At 64.5% G+C, this 12749-nt stretch carries 9 protein-coding genes; 3 read left to right on the forward strand and 6 right to left on the reverse strand.

All coding sequences use genetic code 11. The features are described from left to right. Window positions 1-18 precede the first annotated feature (18 nt). Window positions 19-2310 carry a beta-glucosidase BglX gene (bglX, locus tag HU748_RS00855; RefSeq protein ID WP_186718828.1) on the reverse strand — a complete coding sequence of 764 codons (2292 nt, stop codon included), beginning with the start codon at window positions 2308-2310 and terminating at the stop codon, window positions 19-21. 202 nt (window positions 2311-2512) lie between these two features. Here bglX and HU748_RS00860 point away from each other — a divergent pair, with 202 nt between their 5' ends. Beyond that, entirely contained in the window at window positions 2513-3130 is a 618-nt protein-coding gene (locus HU748_RS00860) for a hypothetical protein (protein WP_186667263.1), read from the forward strand. A 102-nt stretch (window positions 3131-3232) separates the two neighbouring features. Continuing rightward, window positions 3233-4441 carry an SAM-dependent methyltransferase gene (locus HU748_RS00865; protein ID WP_186718829.1) on the forward strand — a complete coding sequence of 403 codons (1209 nt, stop codon included), beginning with the start codon at window positions 3233-3235 and terminating at the stop codon, window positions 4439-4441. A gap of 107 nt (window positions 4442-4548) precedes the next feature. Here HU748_RS00865 and HU748_RS00870 read toward each other — a convergent pair whose 3' ends face one another. The 4 genes from HU748_RS00870 to HU748_RS00885 all read right to left on the reverse strand — a co-directional run bounded on the left by HU748_RS00870 (window position 4549) and on the right by HU748_RS00885 (window position 9801). Beyond that, window positions 4549-7101 (reverse strand): TonB-dependent receptor, encoded by a 2553-nt coding sequence (locus tag HU748_RS00870; RefSeq protein ID WP_186718831.1) that lies wholly within the window; start codon window positions 7099-7101, stop codon window positions 4549-4551. A gap of 115 nt (window positions 7102-7216) precedes the next feature. Continuing rightward, the gene (locus HU748_RS00875; protein ID WP_186667260.1) at window positions 7217-8170 is read right to left on the reverse strand and encodes a FecR domain-containing protein; all 954 of its coding nucleotides are present in this window, start codon (window positions 8168-8170) and stop codon (window positions 7217-7219) included. Further along, window positions 8170-8694: a sigma-70 family RNA polymerase sigma factor gene (locus tag HU748_RS00880; RefSeq protein WP_186718832.1), complete on the reverse strand. Its 525-nt coding sequence runs from the start codon at window positions 8692-8694 to the stop codon at window positions 8170-8172. The genes HU748_RS00875 and HU748_RS00880 overlap by 1 nt, the downstream gene beginning before the upstream one ends. An 87-nt stretch (window positions 8695-8781) precedes the next feature. After that, window positions 8782-9801 (reverse strand): DUF4917 family protein, encoded by a 1020-nt coding sequence (locus HU748_RS00885; RefSeq protein ID WP_186718833.1) that lies wholly within the window; start codon window positions 9799-9801, stop codon window positions 8782-8784. Window positions 9802-9927: 126 nt separating this feature from the next. On the opposite strand from HU748_RS00885, the gene HU748_RS00890 reads away from it, so the two are divergent. Continuing rightward, the gene (locus HU748_RS00890) at window positions 9928-10998 is read left to right on the forward strand and encodes a glycerophosphodiester phosphodiesterase (protein ID WP_186718834.1); all 1071 of its coding nucleotides are present in this window, start codon (window positions 9928-9930) and stop codon (window positions 10996-10998) included. On the opposite strand, the gene HU748_RS00895 is transcribed toward HU748_RS00890, so the two are convergent. Continuing rightward, on the reverse strand, window positions 10999-12699 hold the full coding sequence (locus tag HU748_RS00895) for a SulP family inorganic anion transporter (RefSeq protein WP_186667256.1): 1701 nt from the start codon (window positions 12697-12699) through the stop codon (window positions 10999-11001). Between the last annotated feature and the right edge of the window lie 50 nt (window positions 12700-12749).

Here is a 12749-nt window from a genome sequence, read left to right on the forward strand (position 1 = left end):
GGAAGGGGCCGCAGCGGTCTACAGCAACTCGAAGCTCTGCTGCTGCACGGCCTGCGAGTCCAGCCCGACCTGAACGTTGAACTGCCCAGGCTCGGCCACATGCTGCAGCTGGCCATTGTAGAACTTCAGGTCATCCTCGCTGATGCGGAAGGTCAAGGTGCGGGACTCGCCCGCCTTGAGCAGCACCTTCTGGAAGTTCTTCAGCTCTTTCACCGGACGGCTCATCGAAGCGCTGACATCCTGGATGTACAGCTGCACAACGGTTTCGCCATCGACCTTGCCGGTGTTCTTCACCGTCACTTCGGCCTGCAGGTTGTCACCCCGCTTGAGCGCGGTCTTCGACAGCGCAAGGTCCGAGAGCTCGAAGCTGCTGTAGCTCAGGCCGTAACCGAACGGATACAGCGGGCCATTGGGCTCCTCGAAGTACTGCGAGGTGTAGTTGCCCGGCTTGCCCGGGGTGAACGGGCGGCCGATGCTCAGGTGGTTGTAGTACATCGGGATCTGCCCGACCGAACGCGGGAAGGTGATGGCCAGCTTGCCGGACGGGTTGTAGTCGCCGAACAGTACATCGGCGATGGCGTTGCCGCCTTCGGTGCCGCTGAACCAGGTTTCGAGGATGGCATCGGCCTGCTCGCGCTCCCAGGCAATCGAGAGTGGCCGGCCGTTCATCAGCACCAGCACCAGGGGTTTGCCGGTGGCCTTCAGCGCCTTGATCAACTCGCGCTGTACTGCCGGAATCTCCAGGGTGGTGCGGCTGGACGACTCGTGGGACATGCCGCGCGATTCACCTACAACCGCCACCACCACGTCCGATTGCTGGGCGGCCTTGACCGCTTCATCGATCAGCACGGCGGCCGGACGCGGATCGTCGATGATTTCCGGCGCCGCGAAGTTGAGGAAGTTCAGGTAGTCGAAGATCGCCTTGTCGCCGGTGACGTTCGAACCCTTGGCATAGATGACCTTGGCCTTGCCTTCGGTGGCGCGACGCAGGCCTTCGCGAACCGTTACCGAGTGTTCGGGGCGGCCGTCGGCGGCCCAGCTTCCCATCATGTCGATCGGGGCATCGGCCAACGGGCCGACCAGGGCGATGGTGCCGGCCTTCTTCAGCGGCAGGGCCTGCTTCTTGTTCTCCAGCAGCACCAGGCTGCGGCGGGCCACGTCGCGGGCGGCCTCACGGTGCAGGCGGTCGTCGCCGTAGTAGTCCTTGAGGTCGGTCTCGGGCTTGCCGATGCGCACGTAGGGGTTCTTGAACAGGCCCATGTCGTACTTGGCACCCAGCACTTCGCGTACCGCCTGGTCGAGCTCGGCCTGGGTCACTTCACCGGACTTGAGCAGGTCCGGCAGCTCCTGGCCGTAGAGGGTGTCGTTCATGCTCATGTCGATGCCGGCCTTGATCGCCAGCTTCGCCGCTTCGCGGCCGTCGCGGGCCACGCCGTGGCGGATCAGCTCCTGGATGGCGCCGTGGTCGCTGATGGTCACACCCTTGAAGCCCCACTCCTTGCGCAGCAGGTCGTTCATCAGCCAGGTGTTGGAGGTGGCCGGCACGCCGTTGATCGAGTTCAGCGCCACCATCACTCCGCCCGCACCGGCGTCGAGGCTGGCGCGGTAGGGCGGCAGGTAGTCGTTGTACATTTTCGGCAGGCTCATATCGACCGTGTTGTAGTCGCGCCCGCCTTCCACTGCGCCGTACAGGGCAAAGTGCTTGACGATGGCCATGATGCTGTCGGGCTCGGCCGGGCTCTTGCCCTGGAACGAGCGGACCATCACCTGACCGATCTTCGAGGTGAGGTAGGTGTCCTCGCCAAAGCCCTCGCTGGTGCGGCCCCAGCGTGGGTCGCGGGCGATGTCGACCATCGGCGCGAAGGTCATGTCCAAGGCATCGGCCGAGGCTTCGATGGCCGAGGTGCGGCCGACCTTGGCGATGGCGTCCATGTCCCAGGTCGCTGCCAGGCCTAGGCTTATCGGGAAGATCGTACGTTCACCGTGGATGGTGTCGTACGCAAAGAACATCGGAATCTTCAGACGGCTGCGCATGGCGGCGTCCTGCATCGGCCGGTTCTCCGGCGCGGTGCGCGAGTTGAAGGTCCCGCCGATGCGACCGGCGGCGATCTCCTCGCGGATCTTTTCGCGCGGCATTTCCGGGCTGATACTGATCAGGCGCAACTGACCGATTTTCTCGTCGACGGTCATCTGGCTGATCAGATGGTCGATGAAGGCCCGCTTGTCTTCCAGGGGCGGTGCGGAGGTGGCGGCCACGGCCGCCTGACTGGCAAGGCCCATGGCCAGGCCCAGCAAGGACAGTTTCATCATCAATTCCGTTGTCGAGTGGTTCGCTCGCGGCCGATTTTTCGGACGGCTGTTGTTGTCTGGCCCGCTGGCGGTGTAACAGGTCGCTCCCCCATCCTCCCGCGGTCGCCGCGGATTATGCCTTATAAGTGGGGCTCGATGAGATACACTCTCGCCGACCGCGTGCCGGGCTAACAACTATAAGAACGATCGAGAGACCGAAGGCATGACCCTTCTCAATGAATACGAACAACGCCAGGTTGCCGAAGCCATTGCCCGTGCCGAACAGCGCACCGACGCGGAGCTGGTGACGGTGCTAGCGCGCCACGCCGATGACTATGCCTACCTGCCGTTGTTGTGGGCTGTGCTGCTGGCGCTGGCGCTGCCCGGGTTGGTGCAGGTGCTGCTGGGGTGGCCTGGGCTGCGTGGGCTGCTGGTGGCCCAGGTGCTGACCTTCATCGCCTTCAGCCTGTTGCTGCGCAACCCGCGCCTGGCCGGCTGGCTGGTCCCTCGGATGCTGCGCCACCGCCGTGCCGCCAATCTGGCCCGGCGGCAATTTCGTGAGCAGAACCTGCAACGCACCGAGGGCGCTACCGGGGTGTTGATCTTCGTCAGCGAGGCGGAGCGCTATGTGACCATCCTGGCCGACGAGGGCATCGCCCGGCACCTGGACGAGCGGGTCCGTGCAGAACTGGTGGCGCGGTTTACCGCTCACGTCTGCGCGGGACGCACCTTGCAGGGGTTCGTCGAATGCATCGATGCGTGTGGCGAGTTGCTCAGCCAGCACCTGCCGCCGACGCGGCGGCGCAACCAGTTGCCCAACCAGTTGCTGATCCTGGATTGAACAGTGTGTGGCGGTGCAGGCCGACGATGGGGCCCGCACAGCCACTCAAGCCTGCAAACCTGTAGAATGCCCGCCATTGCGCATCTTGAGGCACCCCTTCCCATGTCTTCCTCCACCCCCGCGGCGGACGCCCGCGCCCAGTTCCTGACCTTGCTGGGCGATGCCCTGCAGAGCGAAACCCTGACCAAGCTGGTCCTGGCGCGCCATGTCGGTGCCGACCAGAGCCTGCAGCGGATCATCGCCAAGCCTGTACAGATCAAGGGCCAGCCCTGCCTGTCGCTGGTCTACCGTCACCAGACCCGCGACATCACCCGCAACCTGCCGCGGGATCAGGCCCAGGCCCTGGTCGCCGAATTGCTGCCGGAGAGCTTTCGCAATGCCCACCTGTTCACCGCCGAAGGCGAGGTGCAACTGGGGTTCAGCAAGAAGGGCAAGCCGCTGTTGCAGCGTCACAGCACCCAGGTGCCGCGTGAGGCTGCGGCGAGCGGGCATGATCGCGAGAAGAAACGCTACCTGGAACTGTCGCGGCCATTTCTGCGCGATCTGGGCGTGACCGACGCCCAAGGTGCGCTGATTCCTTCGATGTCGCGCAAGTGGAAGCAGATCAACAAGTTCATCGAGGTCTTCGAGCATGCCCTGGGCAGCGCGCCGCTGGCGGCGGACCAGTTGCTGCGCGTCGCCGACTTCGGTTCGGGCAAGGGCTACCTGACCTTCGCCATGCACGACTACCTGCGCAATTCCCTCGGGCGCGAGGCGCAAGTGACCGGCGTGGAATTACGCCCCGACATGGTCGAACTGTGCAACGCTGCCGCGGCGCGGCTGGAGCATCCTGGCCTGGAGTTCCAGTGCGGCGATGTGCGCAGCGTGGTGCCCGATGCCATCGAGGTGATGATCGCGCTGCACGCCTGCGACATCGCCACCGACTACGCCATCCATACCGGTATCCGCTGCGGCGCATCGATCATCATGTGCTCACCGTGCTGCCACAAGCAGATCCGCCCGCAACTGCACAGCCCAGGGCTGTTGCAGCCGATGCTGCAATACGGCCTGCACCTGGGTCAGCAGGCCGAGATGCTCACCGACAGCCTGCGCGCGTTGTACCTGGAAGCCTGTGGCTACGAGACCAAGGTGTTCGAGTTCATTTCGTTGGAGCACACCAACAAGAACAAGATGATCCTGGCGGTCAAGCGCAGGCAGGCGGCGGATAACAGCGCGCTGCTGGAGAAGATCGCCCAGCTCAAGGCTTTCTATGGAGTGCAGGAGCATTGCCTGGAGAGCCTGTTGCGGGCGGATGGGCTCATTACCGGCTGAGTACTGGCAGGCCCTGTGGGAGCGGGCTTGCCCGCGAAAAGCACACCGCCAATGTTCGCGGTGGTTCGGCGTCCCGACAAGCTCGCCTCCACCGCGACTGGCAACAATCAGAAGAACCGCGTCACGCTGATCTTGGCGTTGCGCCCCTGCACCAAGGCATTCTCCCCCGACAGTTCAGGCCGGATGGCCTTGTTGAACAGGTTGTCCACGGTGAAGTTGACCTCAGTGCCTTTCAGATAGGCCTGCTGCGGCTTCCAGTTGGCGAACAGGCCGTGGATCTGGTAACGGCTGTTGGCAAACTGATCGTAGTAGCGGTCACCCAGCACGCTAGCCGGGCCGTTGTAGTACTTGTCGCTGGGCAGGCGATCGGTCTGGCGCACGAACTGCGCGGTCCAGCCGATCCGCGCATCCCAGGCGGGGATCTTCACGCCCAGTGTGGTGATCCATTTCGGCGCAGGAATATCCTTGGCCCACACGTCCGGGCCCCAGGGGTTGGTGTAGGCGCCCTGGTGACGGCCGGTGATCCAGGAGAACGACGCCGAGCCGAACAGGTAGGTCGAATCGTAGAAGCTCTCGACCTCGAAGCCCTTGATCACCACATCACCAATGTTGCGGTAGTTGGACATCAGCCCGCCGCCACAGGTGTTGGCGATGGTGCCGCCGGTGACCAGCTGTTGCGGGCAACCGATGCCGGTCGCCTTGAAGATCTCGTCTTCGATGTGATTGCGAAACAATGTGGTGCGCACCTGGGCGCTGTCGTTGGCCAGCACGAGGTTGTCGAAGTCGAACACGCTGCCCACGCGCAGGGCGGTGATGCGTTCCGGGTCCAGGTTGCGGCTGGTGGCGGTGCGGCTGCCGCTGCCCTGGACTTCGTACTGCTCGTCCAGCACAGGCGCCCGCCAGGTCTTGCTGTAGTCAGCGAACAGGGCAGTGTTGGGTGTGACCTTCCAGAACACCGACAGACGCGGCGACCAGCCGCTGTAGGTCTTGTCGCTGTAGTCGTGGCCAGCGGCCGGGTTGTTGTACAGCGGGGCATCGTTGGGCTTGCCCTCGTTGGTCACCTGGTCGTAGCGCAGCGACGGGGTGATGGTCACTTCACCCAGGGTGATGGCGTCCTGCAAGTAGTAACCCTGGCTCTGCACCTTGCCGCTGGGCATGAAGTAAGGCTGGTAGTGACCGTAGTTGTAGCGCGGCGTGTCGTAGATGCCGCCGGGCATCCACATCTGCGTGTCGCGGTCGTGGCGGCGCACTTGCACACCGGCAGTCAGTGCGTGCTCCAGCGCGCCGGTCTCGAACAGGCTGGTGTTGGTCATGGCGAGCATGCGATCGCGGTACTCGGTGTCCATCTTGCGCCCGCCGGTAGCCGGCTGGAAGAACGCCGTGGCCAGGCGTTCGTCGGTCTGCTTGGTGTCGGAGTCGGAGTACTTCACCTCCAGGTCGACCCAACGGTTGTCGATCGGCTGATAGGTGTAGGTGGTCGACCAGGTGGTGTCGGTGGTGGTGCGGTTGGCCAGGAAGCGCTTGAGCGCAGCTTCGTAGCCGTACTTCTTGATGTCGGCCGCGGTAGGTGGCGTGGGGTAGGCGGTGGACGAGAACGGTGCCCAGCGTTCGCTTTGCGAGCGCGACCAGGAGAAGCCCAGGCTGTGTTCTTCGTTGAAGTGCACATTGCCCTTGAACAGCCCGCCGTCCAGGTCCAGGGCGCTGTTAGGCAGGCGCGTCGGGTTGATCGGGTAGCGGCCTTCCGGGTCGGGGATGTTGCTGGCCAGCTTCATGTCGCCGCCATCGCGCTTGGTCAGGTAGGCCAGGCCGTCGAAGCGGCCATCCTCGGTGCGGCCGAACAGCGCCGAGCTGTACACCTGCTGGTGGTCGTTGCTGGCGTAGCCGTACTTGATCATGGCGCCGCTGTTGCGGCCTTCCTGGAGCAGGTCGCCGGCGTCCTTGGTGGTCATGTTGACGCTGCCGCCGAAACCGCCATTGCCGGTCTTGACCGAGTGCGGGCCTTTTTCCACCTCGATGTGCTTGATCAGTTCCGGCTCGATGAACACCGTGCCTTGCTGGTAGCGTTCGAAGCCGCTCTTGGTGGCGCCGTCGACGGTCATCGGCACGTCTTCGGCGTCGCCCAGGCCCCAGATGTTGATGGTCTGCCCGCCCGGCTTGGCTGAGCCGCCCATGTTCACGCCTGGCAGGGTGGCGAGCACGCTGGGAATGTTGCTGGGCTGGTAGCGGTCGATCTGTTCCTGGTTGAGGGTCGAGCGTCCGACGTTCTGCGGTCCGATCTGCTGGCCGTCGCCGACGATGCTCATGGCGCCGAGCTGGATGCTGTTGTCGGCCTGTGGCTGCTCCTCGTTGAGCCGCACCACATAGGTGTTGCCCATGCGCACCATGCTGAAGCGGCTGCCGGCAAGCAGGCGGGCGATCGCATCCTGCGCCTCGAAGGCGCCCTGCAGGGCCGGGGCCTGGGCGTCGTGCAGGAGGGCTTCGTCGAACAGCAGCTGGACCTTGGCCTGTTGCGCCAGTTGGCTCAGCGAGCGCGCCAGCGGTTGGGCGGGCAGGTCGAACTGCTGCGGCGCGGCTTCGGCGCCCAGGCTGATGGCCAGGCACAGGGCGAGCAGGGTGGGACGAGTGGGCAAGGCTTTCAAAGGACGCAACGCAGGCAACATGGATTCCCCCAAACGGCAAATGGCCGGAAAAAAGCCCGCCGTTCACGCGGCAGGCGGGGAGGAAGACGCGGCGTTGGGAAAAACCCTCACCTGCGAATGATAAAAATTCTCAAATTTATTTCGAGCGATGCTCGATGCGCAGGCGACCATCGCCGAGCAAGGTGGTTTTTACCGGGAGCAACGCGGGCAGGGCGGTGAGCAGAGCATCAGGATCGTGCACATCGAGGTTGCCTGAAACCTTGTAGCGGCCCAGGCTCGGGTCGGCGAGCAAAACCGGTTGCTGGCGGTACAGGCTCAGTTCGTCGATCAGGCTCGCCAGTTCACGGTTGCGAAAGCTCACGTGGCCATCGCGCCAGTCGGCCACCGGTTGTTCACCGAGCTCCTGGCGCACCAGTGTGCCGCGCGCCGGATCGTAGGTGACGCGCTGTCCGGCGCCGAGCAACAGCGCAGGCTGATGTTCGCCCGAAGTCTCGAAGGCAACCTGGCCGTGGGCCACGCTCAGAGCCAGCTCGCGGTCGCCACGGCGCAGGTCGAAGCCGGTGCCGACCACGCGCACGCGGGCACTGCCGGCATCGACGAACAGCGGGCGCTCCTTGTCGGGTGCCACTTCGATATACAGCTGGCCGTGTTCGAGGCGGATCAAGCGTTGTTCGGCGGTGAAATCCAGGCGCAGGCGGGTCTGGGCGTTGACGAACAACTGGCTGCCATCAGGCAGGCGCAAGGTGCGCATGCTGTTGCTGGCCGCCAGGCTCTGGTGCATCGGTGCGGCGGTGCTGCCCAGGTTGCTGGCCAGCACCGCGCACAGCAGCGCCGCAGCCACCGCCAGGGCCGGACGCCAGCGCGGCGCCCGACGAACCGGCAGGGCGATGGGCTGGCTGGCCTGCTTGAGCGCCGCCAGGTCGTCCCACAGCTGTTCGAACTGGCGATAGGCGCGCGCATGCTCCGGGTGCTGGATCCACAGGGCGAAGGCCTTGCGTTCCTCACGCGACGGCGTATTGCGGTTGCGCGTGAACCAACTGGCCGCCTGAGCGTCGATCGGCCGCTGGTCGATGTCGTCGATATGGTTCATTACGGCTGCTCCCTGCCATTGTCACTGTCCAGCCGTTGCTTGCATTGCAGCAGGGCGGCGGCGATGTGCTTCTCGACCATGCTTACGGAAATGTCCATGCGTTCGGCGATCTGCGCCTGGGTCAGGCCTTCGAAGCGGTGCAGCATAAGGGCTTCTCGCCGCCGCGGCGAGAGTTGGGCGAGCACTTCGCGCAATTGTTCGAGGCGTTGCGCCTGTTGGGCGTGGTCGAGCGGGTCGTTGTCGGCTGCAGCCTCGTCGCTGGCCTCTGTTTCGAGCGCGGCGTGGCGCACCTTCTGCCGCCGCCAGTGGTCACTGAGCAGATTGCGCGCCATCTGGAACAGGAAGGCGCGGGGTTGCTCGACCTTGGCGCGGTCGCGGTAGCCCAGCCACTGGGTAAATACATCCTGGGTCATGTCGGCGGCATCGCTGGCATTGTCCATGCGCTTGCGCAGGAAATGCAGGATCTCGGCATAGAAACCGCGGCAGGTGTCCTGGGTGGCTGGGTCGGGCTTGAGGCGCTGCATGCACGCTTTCCGGGCTGGCCTGGGAAGGAAAGGGTGCGGATCTTATCGAGAATTATTTACATTTGCCAGATTGTCTCGCATGAATTCTCAGTGACGCCGGGCCTGGGCCAGTGGCACGGGCAGCGCCAGCTCCGCGGCACCCAGGGGGTGGCTGGAAGCATCGAAAAAATGCAGTGAGGTGTCTGGAATGTCGGCGAAGCGGTCGGTGAAGTGCTGTTTCTGGTTGAGAATCGAGGCTTCGTTGAGAGGGCGGATGGCGATGCTCAAATGTTTGGGACGAGCCTGGTGAATGGCGTGCAGCAGGTGGTGGTCGCTGCTGTCCAGATGTTGCCCGAACAGGCACAGGCCCTCGTTTTCCCGGGCCAGTTGGCCGAGGCTCCAGGACAGGTAGTCGGAGTGACGAATCGCCTGCAGCTTCTGTTCGCTGCGGCCTTCGTTGATGAACAACGGCACCTCGCCAGGAATGTTCACGGCGAAGCCGTCGAGCAACTCGCTGCCCTTGGCGCTGCGTTGGCGCGTGCTGCCGTCTGGCAGCTTGAGCAGGTGCATACCCCCGTGCAGATGCAGCACCCGCGTGCCTTCGCCGCGGGGGCGGCGCACGTCGAAGAAACCTTCATCATCGAACAGCGGTGCGAAACCTTGCGGGGCATGTTCGATGGCCCATGGCAGGATCAGGTCGTAGTTGCTGGTGTAGACGTTGCGGTATTGGCGCAGTGCGGCGTTGATCGAGGCCAAGGTCGCGCTCGACAGCAGTGCGTGCGGTGGGTGCACGGTCCGGGTCGCGTGGATCAGCGCTTCCTTGATCGAATAGTAGCGGTTCAGCGGTGCGGTGGCGTTGATCGCCAGGGCCGCGTTGGCGCGCACCGTGGTATTCAGGGTGCTCAGCACCGGCTCGAACAGTTCGGTGCCCAGCGACTTGAACAGCGCCTGGTCGCTGATTGCCAGGCCGGTCTTGCGACCGGCGCGCTGCGCCTGTTCGAACAGCGAGAAGTAGCCGAACGGCTTCCACAGGACCCGGCTGGCGCCATTCCCGACCAGCAGGGCGGTACAGGGGGAGCGGTCGTTGAGGTCGGGCCACTGGGCCAGCTGGGAATCGAGAGAGGGCATCGCGTATCCGGGGGCAGGGGTGAACGCGGGGGACTTTAGCATGTCATCGAAGCTGTGAGAGGCTTGCATCTCCAAGGAACCAGCCGCGCAGCATCCTCAGCAGGCGCGGCTCAAGAGGATCGATGAATGCGTATACCTGTACTTCCTGCCGTGGGCCTGGCTCTGTTTCTGTCTGCCGTGACCGCTGGCGCCAGTGATGGCCCCTCCCTGGCCAAGGCCCAGGGTGTTCCCCACCCGGCGGTGATCGCCCACCGCGGCGCCTCCTTCGATGCTCCCGAATCGACCACTGCGGCCTACCTGCTGGCCCGTGAATTGGGCGCCGACTATCTGGAGCTCGACCTGCAGCGTACGAGAGACAACCATCTGGTGGTGGTGCATGACGACGTGCTGGCGCGCACCAGCGATGTCGCCGAGCGCTTCCCCGAGCGGGCGAAAAGCCCGGTCAGCGACTTCACCCTGGCTGAGCTGAAGTCGCTCGACGCTGGTAGCTGGTTCAACAGGGCCTATCCGGACCGAGCCCGCGATTCGTTCGGCAAGCTGCAGATCCTGACCCTCGACGAAGTGATCGATATCGCCGAAGGCAATCCCGAGCGTCATCCGGGGCTGTACATCGAGACCAAGGTGCCCAAGCAGTTTCCTGGCATCGAGCAGCAGCTCAAGGAAAAACTCCAGGCCCGTGGCTGGCTCGACAAGCCGGGGCGGGTGATCCTGCAGACCTTTGATCGCAACAGCCTGGCGCTGCTGCACCAACAGATGCCGCAAGTGCCGAAGATCCTGCTGCTGTGGATTGGCAAGGGCAGCATCGAGCCCAAGTCGGGCAAGGATTTTGCCGACTCCGGCGAGCACGACAAGGCGGCGTTCTACGCCCGCCAGGAACCCAAGGATCGTGAAGAATTCCTGCGCTGGCTCGATGCGGCGAAGGCCGGTGGTGCCATCGGCACAGGCCCGTCTGCGGTGCGCAGCAACCTGGGCGAGCAGAGCTATGCCGACCTGATCCAGCCGTGGATGAACCAGGCCAGCCACGAGCGCGGGCTGCTGGTGCATGTGTATACCCTCGATGACCGGGTGGATTTCGACAAGGCGATGAAGGCGGGAGTGGATGGCATCTTCACCAACCGGGCCGGGGAACTGCTGCGTTTCTACGGGCGTACGCAGGTGCCGGTCGAAGCTCAGTTGCTGAAGAAGCTGGGATACTGATCACGCTTTTGGCTCTGCGCTGCGCTCCCGGTTACGCCACACCCGATAGGCGCGGATTCCTGCGCGGACCGAGCCGAACAGCAGCGTGTCTTCCATCTCCCGCGCCATCCCCGAGCGCACCAGCATGCGCAGGAAGGTGCCACGGGCGCGGGCGATGGCGAAGTGCACGCCTTGTGCTTGCAAGGTGTCGCGCACTTCGCGCAGGGCGGCGATGCCGCTGACATCGATGCTGGTCACGGCCTCGGCATCGAACAGCACAGCCTTGGGTTCAGGCTCGCGCTGCAGGGCTTCGAGCAAGCGCATCTTGAAGTAATCGGCGTTGAAGAACAGGATCGCGTCATCGAAGCGGTACACCACCAGGCCCGGTACGGTGCGTGCGTCCTGGTGCTGGCGTACGTCGACCTGGCCTTCGATGCCCGGTACCCAGCCGAGCACGGCGTCGGTGGGTTGGTAGATGGTGTAGAGCAGGCGCAGGATGGCCAGGGTCACGGCGAAGACGATGCCCGGCAGCACGCCCAGGCCGAGCACGCCGATGGTAGTCAGCAGGCACAGCCAGAACTCGAAGCGGCTCAGACGACGGATCTTGCCCAGCGACTTCACGTCGATCAGGCCCCAGCCGGCCATCAATAAAACGGCACCGAGAGCGGCCTGGGGGATCCAGGCCATGGGTGCGGTGAAGAACAGCAGGATCAGCGCGATCACCAGCGCGGCGATGATGCCCACCAACTGGCTCTTGCCGCCGACCATGTCGTTGACCGCGGTGCGCGAGTCCGCTCCGCTGATGGCGAAGCCTTGGGAGATGCCGGCGGCGAGATTGCTTACGCCCAGGGCGACGAACTCGTGGTTGGCATTGATCGCGTAGCCATGCCGCGCGGCGAAACTGCGCGCGGTGAGCATCGCGCTGCAGAAGCTGACCGTGGCGATACCCAGGGCATCGCGCAGCAGGCTCTTGGTTTCGGCCAGGTTGCTCTGTGGCCAGGCCAGCTCCGGGATGCCCGCAGGCACCGGACCGAGGATCGCCACACCGAAGCGATCGAGACCGAACAGCCCTGCGAGCACGGTGAACACCGCCACCGTGACCAGGGCGGCGGGCAGCCTCGGGTAGCGCCTTGGCAGCCAGATCAGCAGGGCCAGGCCGCCGAGCCCGATGGCCAGGGTCAGCCAGTGGATCTCACCCAGGCGCTCGAGGAAATTGATCAGGCTGAGGATGAAACCGTCACCTTCGATGCTGAAGCCAACCACTTTGGAGAGTTGCCCGGCGATCAGGCTCAGGCCGATGCCGTTGAGGTAGCCGATCAGGATCGGCCGCGAGAAGAAGCTGGCGATGAACCCGGCGCGGGCCAGACCCGCCGCGATCAGCATTACTCCGACCAGCACCGTGACAATGACCGACAGCTCGGCGATGCGCTGTGGGTCGCCCATCGCCAAGGGCGCCACGGCCCCGGCGATCATCGCGCAGGTAGCGGCATCGGGGCCGACCATCAATTGCCGCGAACTGCCGATCAGGGCGTAGACCATCATCGGTAGCACGCAGGCATACAGACCGTACTGCGGTGGCAGGCCGACGATCTGCGCGTAGGCAATGGCGATCGGGATCTGGATCGCTGCCACCGACAGACCCGCCTGCAGGTCGGCGTGGAACCACTCGCGACGGTAGTGCAGAAGGTTGGCCAGGCCGGGCAACCAGCGGGAAAGAAACATGGGCAGTCCCTTGGAAATGTCTCTGGGTAGAGTAGGCGATATGCACCCGA

Origin of the sequence: Pseudomonas sp. RW3S2 (genome assembly GCF_014268955.1) — a bacterium.
Taxonomy (GTDB): Bacteria; Pseudomonadota; Gammaproteobacteria; order Pseudomonadales; family Pseudomonadaceae; genus Aquipseudomonas; species Aquipseudomonas wayambapalatensis.

What these genes read in the sequence shown, in the direction of transcription:
- HU748_RS00885 (WP_186718833.1), bottom strand. Translation starts at nt 9,801, where the DNA reads ATGCCCTCTCTCGATTCCCAGCTGGCCCAGTGGCCCGACCTCAACGAC.
- HU748_RS00890 (WP_186718834.1), top strand. Translation starts at nt 9,928, where the DNA reads ATGCGTATACCTGTACTTCCTGCCGTGGGCCTGGCTCTGTTTCTGTCT.
- bglX (WP_186718828.1), bottom strand. Translation starts at nt 2,310, where the DNA reads ATGATGAAACTGTCCTTGCTGGGCCTGGCCATGGGCCTTGCCAGTCAG.
- HU748_RS00870 (WP_186718831.1), bottom strand. Translation starts at nt 7,101, where the DNA reads ATGTTGCCTGCGTTGCGTCCTTTGAAAGCCTTGCCCACTCGTCCCACC.
- HU748_RS00880 (WP_186718832.1), bottom strand. Translation starts at nt 8,694, where the DNA reads ATGCAGCGCCTCAAGCCCGACCCAGCCACCCAGGACACCTGCCGCGGT.
- HU748_RS00895 (WP_186667256.1), bottom strand. Translation starts at nt 12,699, where the DNA reads ATGTTTCTTTCCCGCTGGTTGCCCGGCCTGGCCAACCTTCTGCACTAC.
- HU748_RS00875 (WP_186667260.1), bottom strand. Translation starts at nt 8,170, where the DNA reads ATGAACCATATCGACGACATCGACCAGCGGCCGATCGACGCTCAGGCG.
- HU748_RS00860 (WP_186667263.1), top strand. Translation starts at nt 2,513, where the DNA reads ATGACCCTTCTCAATGAATACGAACAACGCCAGGTTGCCGAAGCCATT.
- HU748_RS00865 (WP_186718829.1), top strand. Translation starts at nt 3,233, where the DNA reads ATGTCTTCCTCCACCCCCGCGGCGGACGCCCGCGCCCAGTTCCTGACC.